Below are 17783 nucleotides of genomic sequence, written 5' to 3' on the forward strand. Positions count from 1 at the left end.
ACTGGTAACTTCCAGATCCAGCGATTAACGCTTGGAGAACTGGAACGACCGGCGTGCCTTGCGCTTACCGAACTTCTTACGTTCGACAACGCGGCTGTCGCGGGTCAGGAAGCCGTTCTTCTTCAGAACCGCACGCAGTTCCGGCTCATAGTGGGTCAGAGCCTTGGACAGGCCGTGACGCACAGCGCCAGCCTGACCGGACAGACCACCACCGGTAACCGTTGCGATAACGTCGTACTGGCCTGCACGGTCGGTCAGCATGATCGGCTGCTGAAGGATCATCTGAAGAACCGGGCGAGCGAAATACTCGGTGTAGTCCTTCTTGTTGATCACGATCTTGCCGGTGCCCGGCTTGATCCAGACGCGGGCAATAGCGTCTTTACGCTTGCCGGTTGCATATGCACGGCCATTGGCGTCCAGCTTCTGGACATGGACCGGAGCTTCGGGGGCAGCGGTTTCGACCGCACCGCCCAGTTCTTCCAGGGATTGCAGCTCAGCCATCGTTAAGCCCTCTTGCCGTCATTCTTTGCGTTGAGGCCCTTAACGTCGACGAGTTCCGGCGACTGAGCTTCATGCGGGTGGGTCGGACCAGCGTAGACCTTGAGGTTCTTCAGCTGCTTGTTGGACAGAGGACCGCCCGGCATCATGCGCTGAACGGCTTTTTCCAGAACGCGCTCCGGGAAACGACCTTCGAGGATTGCACGTGCTGTGCGCTCCTTGATGCCGCCCGGGTGACCGGTGTGCCAGTAGTACTTCTTGTTGTCGTACTTGCGGCCGGTGAACACAACCTTGTCGGCATTGATGACGATGACGTTGTCACCGGTGTCAATGTGAGGCGTGAAGGTCGGCAGATGCTTGCCACGCAGGTGATTGGCGATGAATGCGGCGAGACGGCCGACAACCATTCCTTCTGCGTCGATCAAGATCCACTTTTTCTCGACCTCAGCCGGCTTGGCAGAGAAGGTCTTCATGAGATTGATCCGTACTGGTCGGTTAAAGAAAAGGCCCGCGCGGCCTGTAACAAGCCAGCGAACGGACCGAAATTTCGTTCGGGGGCGCTTATACGCTCACGCAGAATAAGCGTCAAGCACGATATTTTCACCACTCCTCTTATTTCCTTATATTTTTCAATAACTTAAAAAAACGGTATTATAATACCGCAAATTAGAACCCATAAATTCGTGCCAAACCTGGCCAAGGTGCTGATCATCCAGACAACGGTGATGCTTGCATTCCCCGTATCAGCCAATGTCTATCGCCCCAACAAGATCAGGAAAAATGGCCAAAAGCTTCCCGATCTAAAAAGATTCGATCAGTTGGCCGGCACAATGAACCGGGCCTCCATTTCAGCAGTCCCGAAGGAGAAACTCGTAATGCCGTAAGGCGCAGCAGGCAATCAGCCTGACATCGAGGCCGCCAGTCCGGATACTATCAGCGGGGAGGAACGGAATAGGTCGCCGTGGCATGAGCCACGAGTTCTTCCTGTCCCTCACCAGCAATTTCGCAATCGACAACGGCAAGACGCTTGCCGAGTTTCAACAGGCGGCACGTGGCGAGAAGATCTCCCGCCTCAGGTTTCCGCAGAAAGTTGATGTTGAGATTTGTGGTCACGGCAAGCGCAACCGGGCCAATATGAGCCAGGATCACGACGTAAGCGGCCAGGTCGGCAAGCGCCATCATGGAAGGACCGGAGACTGTGCCCCCCGGGCGCAGGTGCAGCTCGTTGGCGGAAAGGCGCAGGACCGCTTTCCCGGGTGAGACGCTGTCGATCGCATAAACACGACCACCTGCATGGATTTGCGGAAATTCCTTGTCCAGCATTTCCATGATTTCGGTCTCAGTCATAACCGGTGTCATGTAGCCTCCCCTACCACTTTCTTTTTCAATCCATAATCTGATTTCATCTTACGTTCACGTCAATTCGTTTCTTGGGCAAAAGCGGATCCAGACACACAAGGGCCTCACTTCAGTCCTCTGTCAGGTTTTCGTTTTTGAATAGTGAGGGTCTTCAATTGATCAGACTGATTGCAGCCTTGTGCAAAGTATTTTCCGCTCGCAGCCTTCGCCCCTTGCCGCCGCTTGTTGTGGCTGCCTCGATAATGACGTTCCCCGGCATCGCCGTGGCCGACGTCAAACATTACCTCTACACCAGTACAGGTGCGTTTTCCGAGACACGTGAGCTATTGCACAATCCAGCGATTTCCGGCGTTCAGATCCTCTACAACTGGCGAATGCTGGAACCGGAAAAAGGTCGTTATGACTTTTCCGCAATCGAGCGGGACCTCGCTGTAGCCCAAAAAATCGACAAGGCGTTTTTTCTCCAACTTCAGGACCGCTTCTTCTGGGAAGGTGCTCGCTTTGTGCCGGACTATTTGCTGAAGGATCCGCTCTATGCAGGCGGCCTTGCCCGGCAGGTGGACGACAGTGAAGCCGAAACCCCGACACCAGAAGGCTGGGTAGCCGTTCAATGGAACGACTCGGTTCGCTCCCGTTACCAGGCTCTATTGATCGCTCTGGCAGACCAGTTCGATGGCCGCATCGAAGGCCTCAATCTGCCGGAAAGCTCGATCGACGTTGACAGACGTAAGGACGAGACGGGCTTCAGTTGCGACGCCTATTTCAACGCGACATTGGAAAACATGGTCCATGCGCGCAATGCGTTCCAGGCGTCCCAAGTCGTTCAATACGTCAACTTCTGGCCATGCGAGTGGGAAAACAGTGAAGGCTACATGCAGCGCAGTTTCGAAAAAGCAGCCGAACTCGGAATCGGTCTGGGCGGTCCCGATATCGTTCCGCACCGAAAGGCACAGATGAAGAATTCCTACCCCTTCTTTCACCGGTACCGGGACAAATTGCCGGTCATCGCGATGGCGATCCAGGAGCCCACTTTGGAGTACATCAATCCGGAAACGGGCAAGACCTTTACCCGTTCCGAATTTATCAAGTTTGCCACCGACTATCTTGGCGTTGACATCATCTTCTGGAGTGCGTCAGCCCCTTGGCTGCAATAAGCCCGCCCCGCACGAAGCGGGCTATCGCAGGTCGGAGGCCCTATTCTGCTGGCTGTGTCTTTTCGGCGCGGCGTTTTTCGATGGCGTAAATTCCCCGATCCCAAAGCCAGACCGCCAGTCTGCCCAGGCCAATACCGGTTCTCATCTGAAACTCCTCGAAGTGAAACCGGCTGGCTCTCAAGCCTTTCAGCACGAGGCTGTTCTTCAGTGTCTTGCGAAGGGGCGCAGGCCCGCAAAAGAAAACGTGGGCATTGCGTAGATCGCCCTTCAGGTCTTCGACAATCCGTTCGGGCGTCAGCCTGACGCCTTCAAGCGAATTGACGATCATCAGCTCAAGCTTGCCGGTTTCTTCGGCCAAATGCTGAAGGTCAGCCACATATGGAATGTCGCCACGCTCGCGCACACAATAGTAGAGCTTTATCGGCCCGCTCTCCCGGTGTTTCAGCGTCTGCGCAAACGCAAGGAAGGGTGTTATTCCGACACCGGCGGCAATCCAGACTTGAGGATCCCGTCCAGACGGCATCGAGAAATTGCCATAAGGACCGGAAACCGTAGCCTCCATACCTACCTTCAGCTCGCGGTACAGGCGGCTGGTGTAGTCGCCGAGATCCTTTATCGTGAAACGCAGCGACCTGTCATCGCGTGGCGCGGCGCTGAGTGTAAACGGATGTTCCTCCGTCAAGCCTCCTCCCATTACCGAAAGGAAGGCGAACTGTCCGGCCACATGTTTCAGCCCTCGCCCCCTAGGCTCCAGGAGCACTTCCGTCAGGCCATTGATGTGACGAACGGAGGCAACCTTGTAGGCGTGGCCACGTGGTGCCAACGGCCGCAGAACAGACATCCAGACATAGGAAACAAGGCCGAGTATACAGAACGCAGAAACGTAAAGCCCGAGCGGGTCTGCGTTCGCAAACGGCTTTTCAATGAAGAAGTAATGGAATGCTCCCATGAAAAAGAAGACGCCGATCAGCCGGTGGCTCCACTTCCACAAGTGGTAGGGAATGAAGGTGATGACGGATGCCAGCACCAGGATCAGAAGACCGTAAAGGCTAACCTCACCTATGTCTTCAGCAGCGTCGGCCAGCGGCCCACCACGCAAACCGTCCATATCCGCATCAATGATGTCGTGCAGTCCCAGGCCCACCATCGCGATAATACCGAGCCATTTGTGCAAAACGTAGATCCGGTCGAGCGGCCCGAACACCAATTCCAGCCCCGGTACGCGCGTCGCCAGGAATTGGTTGATGCCCATCACGATCAATGCAGCGGTTCCAAGATACTGGCTGAAAAGCGCCACCGGATCTCGCGATGCAGCCAACGGGGCGAACCAGAAAAGAGGGATCAGGGCAGCCAGAGCAATCAGTGCAAGTCCAACAGGGCGCAAAACATGTGTCCGTTTCTGGCTTCAGGCTCGAAGCGGTTCCGTTAGCTTGCGGATCGGACGGCGCGCAGTTCCTGCTCATGCAGCATCGCGACTTGCCGACCTTCCGCAAAACGATCGGGATGCGTTAGAGGGCTTACGTGACAGCTGCAACACTGTTGCAGGACTATCGACGAAAAAAGGCGCCTATTGGCGCCTTTTTAAAACCCTGACTTGTGGCTTGAGCGCAAGATCTAGCTGCGCCTGCGCCCTCTGCGTCGGCCGGAGCCCGAACCGTCGTTTTCTGCGCGGGCGGCATCAGCTTCCTTGTTCGGAGGCGAAACAAGCGGACCGATTTCGGCAATCACCTCGTTCAGCGTCGGCCGGGCACCCGCCTGGTGGGCATCCAAGGCTGCGCGCATTGCAGCCAGATGGATCGGCGACGTGCCGCAGCAGCCACCGACAATACGCGCACCTGCATCAAGGGCCATATGTGCGTATTTTGCCATCAGCTCCGGCGTTCCGGTGTAGACCACTTCATCGCCCTTGATCTGAGGGATGCCGCAGTTGGCTTTCGCCACGATTATCGCATCAGGATAGGCTTCGGTGATGTCCATGATCGCTGCCAACAGATCCGACGCACCGACACCGCAATTGGACCCGATCGCGACGGGCGTGCAGGCAAACTGGCTCTGAAGGTCGCCAAGACCCTTGGGGGAAAGACCCATCATCGTCTTGCCGGCTGTATCGAAACTGGCAGTAATGACCAATGGCAAGTCGAAATTCTGCGCTGCTTCAGCGGCAGCCTTCATTTCTTCGACGGCTGACATGGTTTCGACCCACAAAATGTCGGCACCACCTTCAACAAGGCCTTCCATCTGTTCCTTGAAGGCTGCAACACCCTCTTCATAGCTGAGTGCGCCAAGAGGTTGAAAAAGTTCGCCGGTCGGTCCGACGGAACCTCCGATCAGAACGGTCCGTCCGGAAGCTTCGGCCACATCGCGCGCCAGCTTGACGGCGGCAATGTTGAGTTCCCTGACGCGCCCCTCCGCCTTGTGCAACTTCAACCGATGACGATTGCAGCCGAAGGTATTGGTCAGAATGATATCGGATCCCGCATCGACAAACGACTTGTGAAGCGCAGTGATCTTTTCCGGTTCATCCGTGTTCCATAATTCCGGAGCGTCACCGGAAACGAGACCCATTTCGAACAGGTTCGTTCCGGTTGCACCATCGGCAAGCAACGCCCCCTTCTGGGCAAGGAGCTCTTCCAGCTTGGACATTCAGCAGTCTTTCGTCTTGTTGGTGTCGTCTTCGCCCGTTTTCAGGCCTGTTTCTGCAATAGCAGACCGCACCGGGATATCCATGTGCGCAAATTATCTTCTACGAAGCCCTGGCCTGCGCGGTTAGGCGTAAAGGTGGTATTTCTGTACGGCAAGGTGACCTCGACCTTCACTTGGTCGCCAATTCCGAAACCACTTTTCACTGTGCGAAGTCAATGGACTTTCCGGCGAAAATGAAGCAACAAAGCGCCATGACGCTTTTACGGTATTGTGCGACGGTTATGGAGCCGGGTTGTCAGGGCTCCTGATAAAGACTACGCGCAACCAAAATCATCTTGGGAGCATAAGATGTCAGACGCCGCCCCATCTGGCCGTCGAGGAAGAAGCGCCCGCCGCGAGCGCCGGCAAGCCGGACCTGCCGGCCTGGCCATTCCCTACATTTCGCGCAACATTCCGAACTTCGACATTTTGAGCGATGAAGGCGCGGAACGGATCGAAGCCAATACCGACCGCATTCTCGCTGAAATCGGCCTTGAATTCCGTGACGACCCCGAAGTTATCGGTATCTGGAAAGAAGCCGGTGCGGAAGTCGACGGCGAACGTGTCCGCTTTCCAAAGGGCATGCTTCAGGAGCTGGTAAAGACGGCCCCTTCCCAATTTACCCAGCATGCCCGCAACCCTGCGCGCAACGTTGAAATCGGCGGCAACAATCTTGTCTTTGCTCCGGTCTACGGCCCCCCTTTCGTCACCGATCTCGACAAGGGCCGGCGGTACGGCACGATCGAGGACTTCCGCAACTTCGTGAAGCTTGCCTACATGTCGCCGTGGATGCATCATTCCGGCGGCACCGTCTGTGAGCCTGTCGACCTTCCGGTCAACAAGCGGCACTTCGATATGGTCTATTCCCATATCAAATATTCCGACAAGCCGTTCATGGGGTCGGTCACCGCACCGGAACGCGCCGAAGATTCCGTGAAGATGGCGCAGATCACCTTCGGTGAGGACTTCGTCGATCAGAACTGCGTCATGATCCAGCTGATCAACGCCAATTCGCCTCTGGTTTTCGACGCCACCATGCTTGGTGCTCTCAAGGTTTATGCCAAGCACAATCAGGCTTGTATCGTTTCGCCGTTTATCCTGGCAGGCGCCATGAGCCCGGTAACCGTTGCCGGTACGCTGTCGCAAGTGCTGGCAGAGGCTCTGGCCGGCTGTGCCCTGACCCAGTTGATTCGTCCCGGTGCTCCGGTCGTTTTCGGTGCCTTCGTCAGTTCGATCTCCATGCAATCCGGCGCCCCGACTTTCGGCAGCCCGGAAGGCTCCCTACTTCTCAACGGGGCAGCAAAACTCGCCCGCAGGCTCAACCTGCCGTTCCGTTCAGGTGGCTCGTTCACCGCATCCAAGAGCCCGGATGCGCAATCTGCGCAGGAATCCGCGCAGACCATTCTGGCCACCTTGCAATCAGGTGTGAATTTCTGCCTTCACGCAGCCGGCTGGCTGGAAGGCGGATTGTGCTCTTCCTACGAAAAGTTCGTCATGGATGCCGACCAGCTCGGCATGATGCATGTACTTGCCAAGGGCATCGAAATCTCTGATGAAACTCTGGCGATGGACGCGCTTCAAGAAGTCGGTCCCGGTGGCCATTTCCTCGGCGCGGCGCACACGCAGCGCAATTTCGAGAGCGCTTTCTTCAGGTCCTCGATCGCCGACAATAACTCCTACGAGCAATGGCTCGCAGACGGGCAACTGGATGCCGCACAACGTGCCAATGCCCGCTGGAAGGAACAATTGGCGGGTTACACGGGCCCCGAACTTGACCCGGGCATCGACGAGGCGCTGCTGGCTTTCATGACCGAACGCAAGGCGTCTTTCCCGGACAGCAACGTCTGATCCGCAGCCGAACACCAAAAAACGCCCCGCCCTCGTGCGGGGCGTTTGTTTTTCAAGAGATTTTCAAAATCTGTTCTTGCAACGCATCGACGCTTCTTAACAACACTCAGAAGAAATACGATTTTTTATGTATCTAGCCTTTTCCAGCATTTCTCCATGGGATAAAGGTTGCCAAACCCTGCGTTTGCAAGGTAGCTGGAAACGCTGTTTGGCATGGGATAAGCTTACGCATGGCAGCACTGGGACTGGGTCGCGCCGGTCTGCGATTTATCTCGAGGGAGCATGCGGAAATGACTGTTTATAAACTGTAAGTTTTCTTATGAAAATCAATAGCTTGACTGTACCCAACTAATAAAAACAGGTTGTTCTGTGGCGTCGCTTACATCAAATATCGATATTCTTGGTTATTCTACCCGCCTTCCCGGCGCCAACGATTCTGCCGAATTCTGGTCATTGCTGAAAAACGGCGAATGCGCCGTTACGTCTGTCTCCAAAGACCGCTGGCCGCTGGCCCGCTTCGGACACCCGGTCCAAAGCACGTCTGGAAAGACCTACACCTGGGCTGCCGGGCAGCTGGATGATGTGTGGGGATTTGACCCCTCTTTTTTTGGTGTCTCTCCGCGTGAAGCCGTGCAGATGGATCCGCAGCAACGGCTGCTGCTGCAACTGGTCTGGGAAGCTCTGGAACACGCCAATATCCGCCCCAGTGACCTGGCCGGCTCGAACACCGGCGTTTATGTAGGTGCGTCGTCTCTCGATTACCACCATCGCTTCCTGGTCGATCCGGCCATGGCCGACATGCAGTTCATGACCGGCAACACGCTGTCGATCGTTTCCAACCGCATTTCCTACATTTACGACCTCAGAGGCCCGAGCTTCACGGTCGACACCGCCTGCTCCTCTTCCATCGTCGCATTGCACGAAGCGGTTTCCGCCATCGAGTCCGGCCAGATCGATACCGCGATCGTCTGCGGCGTCAGCCTTCTGCTCAGCCCGTTTGCCTTTGTCGGCTTCTCCCGCGCCACAATGCTGTCGCCAACAGGCCTCTGCCAGGCATTCGACGCCAATGGCGATGGGTACGTGCGCTCCGAAGGCGGCGCAGTAGTCGTTCTGCGTGCTGCGCGTGCTGGCATTCCGGAAGGTGCAAAGAGCCACGGCAAGCTGCTTGCAACCGGCATCAATGCCGACGGTCGCACTGTCGGCCTGTCGCTTCCGTCCCCGTATGCGCAAGCAGACCTCTTACGTGAAATTTACGAAGGCCTGGAAATCAACCCGACGGATCTTGCCTTCGTCGAGGCCCACGGCACCGGAACGCGCGTTGGTGACCCTGCAGAAGCGGATGCGCTTGGCAAGGTTATTGGCCAGAAACGCGACAAGGCGCTGCCCATCGGATCCGTCAAGACCAACGTCGGTCACCTTGAGCCTGTTTCCGGTCTGGTCGGACTTCTGAAATCCGTAATGGCGCTGCGAGAAGACCTCCTGCCGCAGTCGCTGCACTTCAGAAATCCGAACCCGGATATTCCGTTTGACGAGCTGAACCTCAAGGTTGCCGGTGAAGCCGTTTCCCTGGAGCGCAATGGCACCCGCAGACTTGCAGGGGTCAATTCCTTCGGTTTCGGTGGCACGAACGCTCACGCCGTCATAGGCGATCCCGATCCTGAAACCGCCGAAGCTTCGACAGCACCGGTTGACGCACCGCTGGTCATCAGTGCCCGTTCCAAGGAAGCCCTGCAGCAACTTGCCGGCAAGTTCGCCGAACGTCTCGACAACGAGGCGGATGAAACAGCCGGTAATGTGATTGCCTCAAGTGCCCACGGCCGCGATCTGCTTTCAGAGCGTCTTGTTGTTCTCGGCAAGACCAAGGCGGAAAAACTCGACGCACTGCGTTCATTCGCAGAAAGCGGCGATGAAAACGCAGATGTCGTTTCTGGCAGCGTCATCAAGTCGAACGCGAAGGTCGGGTTTGTCTTTTCCGGAAACGGGTCTCAATGGGCGGGTATGGGCCAGGAAGCTTATCAGGCCGACACGCCATTCCGGACCGCATTTGACAAGGTCGACAAGATCTTCATGGGTTTGAGCGGTTGGTCGCTCGTCACAACGCTTTTTGCAGAAGACCTTGAAGCCGATCTTGAGCGCTCCGAAATCGCGCAGCCGCTTCTGTTTGCAATTCAGGTCGGCATTGTGGAATCACTGCGCCAACGCGGCATTACTGCTGCCGGGACCGCAGGTCATTCGGTCGGTGAAGTTGCCGCAGCCTGGTGTGCAGGCGCCCTGAACCTCGAACAAGCAGTCCGCGTCATTCGCGCCCGTTCCAGTGAACAGGAAGTCGTCAGGGATCTCGGGTCCATGGCTGCCTTGCTTCTGCCGGCAGATCAGGCAGTTGCCGCCATCGCGGAAAGCGGACTGCCGAGACTTGAACTCGCTGCCGACAACAGCCCGCGAAGCGTCACAATTTCCGGAGACAGCGAAAGCCTGGATGCTTTTGCGAAGTTTGCCCGCAAGAAAAAGTGGGCCATGCGGCGCCTGAACCTGGCGTATCCATTCCACAGCGCTCTGGTTGACCCGATCGAAAAGCCTCTGCTTGCTGCATTGGATGGTCTTTCGCCCACAGACGTGTCGCTTCCATTCTATTCGACGGTTACGCCGGATGAACGCGATGTCCGCGTCGATGCAGAATACTGGTGGCACAACGTTCGTCAGCCAGTCCGGTTTGCCGCCGCCATGGAAAACATGGCAGCAGATGATTTCTCTGTCCTGATCGAAATCGGTCCCAAGCCTGTTCTCGGCACCTATGTGAACGACGTCCTGCGGGCCAAAGGCAAGAAGGCCAAGGTTCTTGAAACGCTCAAGGAACCTTCCAAGAAAGCAGCTGCCGCAGCAGGCAATCCGCTTGACAGGATCGCCGCATCCGTTGTGGCACATGGCGGCCAGACCGACCTGATCCGGTTTGTCGGCGAACGCCCAGGGCATCTGGTTCCGCTCCCATCCTACCCCTGGCAGAACTCCGAGTATCGCCCGGAAAACAGCCCTGAACGCGTCGATTTCATGTTCGGTCAGACCTGGCCGCTGCTGGGATACCGTCTGCGTCAGGACACTGCGGAGTGGTTCAACCACATCGACAGCGGTTCCCTGCCCTTCCTGCAGGATCACAAGGTTGAGGAAAGCATCGTCTATCCGGCCGCGGGCTATATCGAGATGAGCCTGCGCGCAGCGCTCCGGTGGAGCCGGAGCGACCAGATCGAATTGCGCGACTTCGACATTCTTCGTCCGTTGGTAATCGAAGGCGATGAAGTCTGGGAAACCCAGGTCCGTATCTCGCCTGACGATCATGTGGTTGAGATCCTGTCGCGACCGCGCCTGTCCGACAACGACTGGTCCTTGAATGCCCGGGGAACATTCCTGACGCCTTCAACGACTTCCAGGACCCCATGGGCGAAACCCGGCGACAGCGTTCTGTCGGAACTCGATCACGAAACGCTTTACACGGTCACCAAGAGCTTTGGCCTGAATTACGGTCCAGCTTTCCGCCGTGCCGATAAAGTGGTCAAGCACTCGAATACCAGCGCGACCGTTATGCTGTTGCCGCAGGACGAGAGCCTCGCAGATTACTCGTTCTCGCTCTGCCCGACTTTGGTGGATGCCGGTTTCCATGGCCTGTTTGCGCTCCTGGATGGTGTCGAGGACGTTCCGCAAAACACATCCTTCCTGCCGATCCGACTTGGCACCTTGCGTCTTCTGGCACCGGAAACCCTGCCGGCTTCCGTGCGTATCGAAGTCACAAAGGCGTCTCCGCGCTCGATCGAAGCAAGCTTCGAGTTCCTGGATGCCGAAGGCCTGACGATCGCCCGCTTGACCAAGACCCGGTTCAAGGCGGTTACCCTTGGACAGGACACACGTCCCGACGATCTGGTCTACCGCCAGATTGCGACGCTTCTTCCTGCGCAGGACCGTATCTCGCCGCTTCAGGAAACCTTCGAAGGCTTGCCTTCATTGGCAGGCAATCTGGACCTTTTGGGCGCCGACGACCAGGAACTCGACGACAGCCGTGTTCTGATCGAAGCGCTGGGTCGCACGATTGCGCACAAGACTCTTTTCGATCTTTTCGCAGATCGGAAAATTGAACTGGCGTCGCTTGTCGCGACCGGCGATCTGCATGAAACGGCAGTGCCGCTTGCAGCAAGTCTCTTTGGCTGGCTGGCCGAGAGCGGGCTGTGCACGGAAAGTGACGAAGGTTTTGAACTCACGGACCCGTCTGGCAATCCAGATGCATCGGCGCTTCTGCAAGCCCTGACCGATGGCGGCGGCGAACATATCGCCGAAGCAGCATTGTTGGCGCGACTTTGGACGGGTTTGTCCGATATCCTGAAGTTCGGCCTTCAGGAAGCTTCCGGCAAGGAATATTCTTCCAGCCTGTTCGACGCCTACCGCTCCTCCTCTCCTGGCAAGCGGGCCCTGTCGTCGGCCCTGCAGTCTGGTGTGCAAAGCCTGATTTCCAGCTGGCCAAGTGACCAGGCACTAAGGGTCCTTCTGGTTGGGGCAAACGGTGGCCTCGCTGCGGCGATCGATGCTGCGCTTGATCCCACCTACATGGCGCTGACCGTAACAGATGCAACGTCCTCCGCAGTTGGCAGGGGCGAGCGTCTGTGGCAGGGCAGTTCGGCGACCGAGTTTGTTGAACCAGGCGAAGTATCCTTTACCTTCGACCGGCATTTCGACATCGTGCTGTTCGATACGTCTCTTGCGGAAATCGATGCAGACACGCTGAAGCGGTTTACGAAATCCATGGTTCCAGGCGGGCTGGTGCTTGGCGCAGAACCGCTGCCTCATCCGCTCACCGACCTAATCATGGGCGTCGGCTCGTCCTGGTGGGACGAAGGCGCAACTGCCGAGTTCCCGATTTCCAGGCAACAGGCAGACTGGACCAAGACGCTGGAAGCTGCCGGTTTGGCCGAGGTCCAGACAGTACCGCTGAAGAGCACTTTGATTGAAGCCGATCTCCTGTGCGCGCGTGCGGGTGATCGCGCTGAAGAAGCATCGGACACCGACGAAGAAGCACCGGAAACTGAAGTCGAGAAGAAAAAATATCTTCTCCTGACCAGCTCCGAGGGCGCGTCTCACCGCCTCGCCGAAGGTCTGAAGGCTTGCCTGACCCGAAAAGGGCACACAGCCACCCTTCTTGTTCCGGGTGAAGTTACCGAACAGCTCGGCGACGACATCTGGAGTGTTGCGCTTGGCGACAAAGTTGAGGCCCAGGTGGCCGACGAAGCGCTCAACGCGCTTGTTGCCGCACATAACGGCCGGGTCGTTCATTTGCTCGGCGCCTATGCTGCCCCGGCCGACGCTCTCGCATCTGTTGATAGTCGTGCCTTCAGCCTGATGACACTTCTCAAGGCGTTGGGACCAAACGGCGGCGAATTCACGGTTCTGGCACCAGCCGGCGCGCAGGATATAGCCGGTGGCAAGCCAGCCGCTCCCGAGCAAGCCGGGATCTGGGCGTTTGGCCGTGTGGTCATGAACGAATACCCGGACGCGAACCTGAAGCTGATCGACGTCTCACCGGATCTGGAGCCAGGGATAGCTGCTGCACGTGTGGCCGACGAAATCCTGGTAGCCAATTGCGAGCGGGAAATCGTTCTCGACAGCAAAACCCGTTCCGGTATCCGCCTTGTAAAAGGTGGCGTCCTATCAAGCGTCACGTTGCCGGAAGGCGCCAAACCCGCCATGCGGCTGGATATCCTGCGCCAAGGCTCCCTGGACCAGCTCTCCTGGCACGCAGTTGAGCGCAAGCCGCTTGAAGGCAAGGACGTGGAAATCGCCGTTGAAGCCAGCGGTCTCAATTTCCGCGATGTGATGTGGGCACTTGGCCTGTTGCCGGAAGAAGCTCTCGAAGATGGCTTTGCCGGACCGACACTCGGCATGGAGTGCTGTGGTCATGTTGTGGGCTGTGGTCCGGACGTGACCCGCTTCCGACCGGGTGACAAGGTCATCACCTTCGCCCCGGCCTGCTTTGCATCTCATGTCACGGTCGACGAAAGTGGCTGTGCGCCGATGCCGAGCACAGTTTCCGCGGAAGAAGCTGCAACGATCCCGGTCACCTTCCTCACTGCCTATTATGCCCTTGTGCATCTGGCTGCTCTCTCTGAAGGGGAAACGGTCCTGATCCACGGAGGCGCCGGTGGCGTCGGCCTGGCCGCCTTGCAGATTGCCAAGTGGCGTGGTGCGAAAATCATTGCGACTGCAGGGTCCGAAGACAAGCGCAACACCCTGAAGCTGCTCGGGGCAGATGTTGTTCTGGACTCCAGAAGTCTGGCTTTCGTTGACGCCGTCATGGAAGAAACTGCCGGCGAAGGCGTCGATGTTGTTCTCAACTCGCTGTTCGGCGAAGCCATGGAACGCAGCATTGAGGTTCTGAAACCGTTCGGCCGCTTCCTGGAACTGGGCAAACGCGACTACTACGGCAACACCCGGATCGGCCTGCGTCCGTTCCGTCAGAACCTGACCTACTTCGGCATCGATGCCGACCAGCTTCTGACCCGTCAGCCAAAGCTGGCCGTCGACCTGTTCGTCAAACTTGTCGAGCTATTCGAAGCGGGCACGCTACGTCCCTTGCCGCATCGCCTGTTCGAAGCCGCAGATGTGGTCGACGCCTTCCGGCTGATGCAGCAGGCGGGCCATATCGGCAAGATCGTGATCCGCCCGCCCGCGGTTCCCGAAAACGTGCCGACCAAGCGCGAGATCTCGTTTGACGGTGAGGCTGTTTACGTCGTTGCCGGTGGCTTCGGCGGCTTCGGTGCAGCATTGCTCCACCGCCTTGCCGATCACGGTGCCAAGTCGCTTGCGGTTCTCAGCCGCCGGGGCGCTTCAAGTGAAGACGCCCAGGAGGTTCTCGCGCAACTGACCAAGCGCGGCATCTCGATCAAGGGTTATGCCTGCGACATCACCAACGAAGCAGCAGTCAAGAAAGCGCTTGCAGAGATCCGGTCTGAAGGACATCAGATCAAGGGCGTGTTCCACACGGCGATGGTGCTGAATGACGTGCTGATCGCCAACATGGATCATGACGGTCTGACAAAAGTGCTGGCGCCCAAGGTCCGCGGCGCGGAACTGCTGGACAAACTGACATCCGACGATCCGCTCGATCATTTCGTGTTGTATTCGTCCGCCACGACCATTGTCGGCAACCCTGGTCAGGCCAACTACGTCGCCGCCAACGGCTACCTGGAAGGCCTTGCACGCAAACGCAGGGCCGAAGGCTGGCCGGGCCTTGCTGTCGCCTGGGGTGCAATCTCCGACGCCGGGTATCTGGCCCGCAACGAAGATGTCAACGAGATGCTGTCCCGCAAGCTCGGACGCCATGCCCTGACTGCCAAGGAAGCGCTCGACGGGCTCATGGCCCTTATGGTGCAGCCTTCGCAGGACGACGTTGGCCTTGCGGCGCTTGGATATGCGCGTATCGACTGGCAGGCGGCACGCAAGGATCTGGCACTGGTCGGCACACCTCTGGTCGGTCTGCTTGGCCTTGGTGACGAGGACGAAACCGGTGCGGACGGAGCGATCGACCTTGCAGCCATGCTGGAAGGCATGGATCAGGTCACTGCCGCACAGACTGTTGCCAAGCTTCTGGCTGCCGAAATCGGCAAGATCCTGCGGATTGCACCTGAAGAGATCGATCCGCACAAGCCGCTGTCGGACATCGGCATGGATTCCCTGATGGCTCTCGAGCTGCGCATGAGTGCGGAACGGCAGCTGGGGATCGACATTCCATTGATGTCTCTCGCAAACGGAGCGACGTTGATCGACCTGTCCAGCCGTGTTGCAAACCGGGTTCTGGGCGAAGAAAATGCCTCCGGAATTTCGGATGAAACGCAGCAGCTCGCCAGCTTGCATGTGGATGACCAGCGTCAGGAAACGGAAGATCTTTCCGACATTGCTGCCGAAGTTGAGAACAAGAGCCGCGAACTTGGTTCCTTCCTGTAAGCGGCATCATAAAAGGATTGACTGGTATGGGCGCTGATGATCGCGCCAAGCTGATGGACAGCTTGAAAGCCAACCGCCGTTCTGCGCGTGGACGGGCGACGTCTTCGTCGGCGCGTCCACAAGCGGCAGCCCCGAAGCGCAAGGTCTATGACTTCAAGGAGCTGCCGCAGGTCAAGCAATTGCAGATGCACAGAGCTGCGGCAGACATGATGGGGATCGAAAATCCGTTTTTCCGGCCTCACGACGGGCTGGCAGCGGGTACAAGCGTCATCAACGGCAGCAACTACGACAATTTTGCTTCTTACAACTACCTCGGCCTGAACGGGCACACCAAGGTCAACGAAGCCGCAAAGGCCTATGTCGACAAATTCGGCACGAGCGTTTCCGCAAGCCGTATTGTTGCCGGCGAGCGCCCTTTCCACGCAGAACTGGAAGCAGCGCTGGCGAGGATCCACGGTGTGGAATCGTCGATCGTCATGGTGTCCGGTCATGCCACCAACGTCACGACGATCGGCCATTTGGTCCACAAGGGTGATCTGGTCCTGACAGACTCTTTCGTGCACAACTCGATTGCCGAAGGTGTTCGCCTGTCCGGCGCGACCCGCATGAACTTCCCTCATGATGATCTTGATGCTCTGGAAAAGATGCTCGCAGATCATCGACACAAATTCGACAAGGTGCTTGTTGTTGTGGAAGGTCTCTATTCGATGGATGGAGATTTCCCGGACCTGAAGCGGGTCGTGAAGCTCAAACAGGCTTATGACGCCTGGCTGATGGTCGACGAAGCACATTCCATCGGTGTCCTCGGCAAGACCGGCAAGGGCATCGCCGAGCATTTCGGAATAGACCCGACTGAAGTCGAGATCTGGATGGGGACGCTGTCCAAGACCTTCTCATCCTGCGGTGGCTATATCGCCGGATCCAAGGTCCTGTGCGACTACCTCAAAGTGTCTGCGCCGGGTTTCGTGTTTTCCGTTGGACTTTCCGCCGCGCTCGCAGGCGCTGCCATTGCGTCTGCCGAACTGCTCGAGCAGGAACCTGAGCGAGTCGCAAAGCTTCAGAAGAACGGAGCACTCTTTCTGGAGCTCGCGAAGGAAGCCGGACTGAACACTGGCCCCAGTGCCGGCTACGCGGTGGTTCCGGTCATTGTCGGCGATTCTGCAAGTGCCGCAACACTTTCCAATCGTTTGCTCGCAAAGGGAATCAATGCCCTGCCGATCATTTTCCCGGCCGTGCCTGAAAAATCAGCGCGCATTCGGTTCTTCATTACGAGCGAACATACCGAAGACCAGATTCGGCGTGCTGTAGAGACAACGGCTTCCGAACTCGACGCCATGCGCGCGGACGGAACTGCCGTCGACAGGCTTATCAAGGCTACGCGCTAACAGATTTGGGCACTATGCCTCCCGCAATTGCCGGACACGGATATGCTGTCGTGTCCGGATCAGCGGAAGCCTACCTGTCAGAGTTCTCTCGATAACGCGGATCCTGATCAATCGTCACATCAAAACCGCCCATGAAGAGATCGCCGATTTTCGTCGGCAACAGATTTTGAAGGCGAATACCCCAGGCCAGCAAAAACGGAAACGCATAGAACGGCTTGCGACGGTCGATGGCCCGTCGCATCAATGTGGCTGCTTTTGAAGCCGGCATTTCGAATGGTTTGGCACCGTTGTGGCGCGCAGACATCGGTGAAGTGATGAACCCCGGACAGATGATCGTCACGGATATGCCGAAGGGCTTCAACCAACCGCGAAGGGAATGCCCGTAGGCAATGAGTGCCGCCTTCGTGGCGCTGTAGCTCGGCATATCCGGCAAGGCACGCATTCCGGCCAGAGACGAGATAAGCACCAGTTGCCCCTGCCGGCGTTTTTGCATGTTGTCGACGAGGCCTGTGAGAGTGTTGACCACGCCTCGATAATTCACATCGATCTGCCGATCGCTGTCGGCATTCGTTTCGCGCGTTCGGTTGGGGCCGAGCCCTGCAGTCACACCAGCATTTGCAATGACCAGATCGACAGGATGCCGTGCATCCAGATCACTGAGGTAGCCATGCAGTGCTTCGCGATCACGAATATCGATGGCGCTGATTTCACCGTCTGCGCCAAGCTCGCGGATTTCCTTCAGCAGAGCTTCCAGACGCGCCTCGTCCCGGGCAATGAGGGCGAAATAGATGCCAGGACCAGCGTATTCACGAGCAAGCGCCTGCCCTATGCCGCCACTGGCACCGGTCAACACGATGACCTTTTGTGTTTCGCCTGCCAT

10 protein-coding genes are annotated in these 17783 nt (G+C 57.5%); 4 read left to right on the plus strand and 6 right to left on the minus strand.

The window, feature by feature from the left end:
• Positions 1–24: 24 nt before the first annotated feature.
• From rpsI to B0E33_RS27875, 3 genes are all read right to left on the minus strand, one after another.
• A complete protein-coding gene (gene rpsI / locus B0E33_RS27860; RefSeq protein ID WP_022999426.1) occupies positions 25–501 on the minus strand; it encodes a 30S ribosomal protein S9 in 477 nt (158 codons plus the stop codon).
• Positions 502–503: 2 nt separating this feature from the next.
• A complete protein-coding gene (gene rplM / locus B0E33_RS27865; RefSeq protein ID WP_006935155.1) occupies positions 504–971 on the minus strand; it encodes a 50S ribosomal protein L13 in 468 nt (155 codons plus the stop codon).
• A gap of 460 nt (positions 972–1431) precedes the next feature.
• Entirely contained in the window at positions 1432–1857 is a 426-nt protein-coding gene (locus tag B0E33_RS27875; RefSeq protein ID WP_022999428.1) for a PaaI family thioesterase, read from the minus strand.
• A gap of 155 nt (positions 1858–2012) precedes the next feature.
• Here B0E33_RS27875 and B0E33_RS27880 point away from each other — a divergent pair, with 155 nt between their 5' ends.
• Entirely contained in the window at positions 2013–3011 is a 999-nt protein-coding gene (locus tag B0E33_RS27880) for a hypothetical protein (RefSeq protein WP_156912497.1), read from the plus strand.
• 40 nt (positions 3012–3051) lie between these two features.
• On the opposite strand, the gene B0E33_RS27885 is transcribed toward B0E33_RS27880, so the two are convergent.
• Together B0E33_RS27885 and bmt are read right to left on the minus strand one after the other, a co-directional pair.
• Entirely contained in the window at positions 3052–4395 is a 1344-nt protein-coding gene (locus tag B0E33_RS27885) for a ferredoxin reductase family protein (protein WP_077293020.1), read from the minus strand.
• 230 nt (positions 4396–4625) lie between these two features.
• A complete protein-coding gene (bmt, locus tag B0E33_RS27890) occupies positions 4626–5654 on the minus strand; it encodes a betaine--homocysteine S-methyltransferase (RefSeq protein ID WP_055653920.1) in 1029 nt (342 codons plus the stop codon).
• A 348-nt stretch (positions 5655–6002) separates the two neighbouring features.
• Here bmt and B0E33_RS27895 point away from each other — a divergent pair, with 348 nt between their 5' ends.
• The 3 genes from B0E33_RS27895 to B0E33_RS27905 all read left to right on the plus strand — a co-directional run bounded on the left by B0E33_RS27895 (position 6003) and on the right by B0E33_RS27905 (position 16903).
• Complete coding sequence (locus B0E33_RS27895; protein ID WP_022999432.1) at positions 6003–7541, plus strand: trimethylamine methyltransferase family protein; 1539 nt, start codon at positions 6003–6005, stop codon at positions 7539–7541.
• 369 nt (positions 7542–7910) lie between these two features.
• Positions 7911–15518, plus strand: a complete 7608-nt coding sequence (locus tag B0E33_RS27900; protein ID WP_208997727.1) for a type I polyketide synthase — start codon at positions 7911–7913, stop codon at positions 15516–15518.
• 26 nt (positions 15519–15544) lie between these two features.
• The gene (locus B0E33_RS27905; RefSeq protein WP_077293021.1) at positions 15545–16903 is read left to right on the plus strand and encodes an aminotransferase class I/II-fold pyridoxal phosphate-dependent enzyme; all 1359 of its coding nucleotides are present in this window, start codon (positions 15545–15547) and stop codon (positions 16901–16903) included.
• Positions 16904–16973: 70 nt separating this feature from the next.
• On the opposite strand, the gene B0E33_RS27910 is transcribed toward B0E33_RS27905, so the two are convergent.
• Entirely contained in the window at positions 16974–17783 is an 810-nt protein-coding gene (locus tag B0E33_RS27910) for an SDR family NAD(P)-dependent oxidoreductase (protein ID WP_077293022.1), read from the minus strand.

The organism is Roseibium algicola, from assembly GCF_001999245.1.
In the GTDB taxonomy this organism is placed as follows: Bacteria; Pseudomonadota; Alphaproteobacteria; order Rhizobiales; family Stappiaceae; genus Roseibium; species Roseibium algicola.

Bases quoted from the DNA above. Each gene is read 5' to 3' on its own strand.
- B0E33_RS27875 (WP_022999428.1), bottom strand. From the start codon at position 1,857: ATGACACCGGTTATGACTGAGACCGAAATCATGGAAATGCTGGACAAG.
- B0E33_RS27910 (WP_077293022.1), bottom strand. From the start codon at position 17,783: ATGGCAGGCGAAACACAAAAGGTCATCGTGTTGACCGGTGCCAGTGGC.
- B0E33_RS27895 (WP_022999432.1), top strand. From the start codon at position 6,003: ATGTCAGACGCCGCCCCATCTGGCCGTCGAGGAAGAAGCGCCCGCCGC.
- rpsI (WP_022999426.1), bottom strand. From the start codon at position 501: ATGGCTGAGCTGCAATCCCTGGAAGAACTGGGCGGTGCGGTCGAAACC.
- B0E33_RS27905 (WP_077293021.1), top strand. From the start codon at position 15,545: ATGGGCGCTGATGATCGCGCCAAGCTGATGGACAGCTTGAAAGCCAAC.
- bmt (WP_055653920.1), bottom strand. From the start codon at position 5,654: ATGTCCAAGCTGGAAGAGCTCCTTGCCCAGAAGGGGGCGTTGCTTGCC.
- rplM (WP_006935155.1), bottom strand. From the start codon at position 971: ATGAAGACCTTCTCTGCCAAGCCGGCTGAGGTCGAGAAAAAGTGGATC.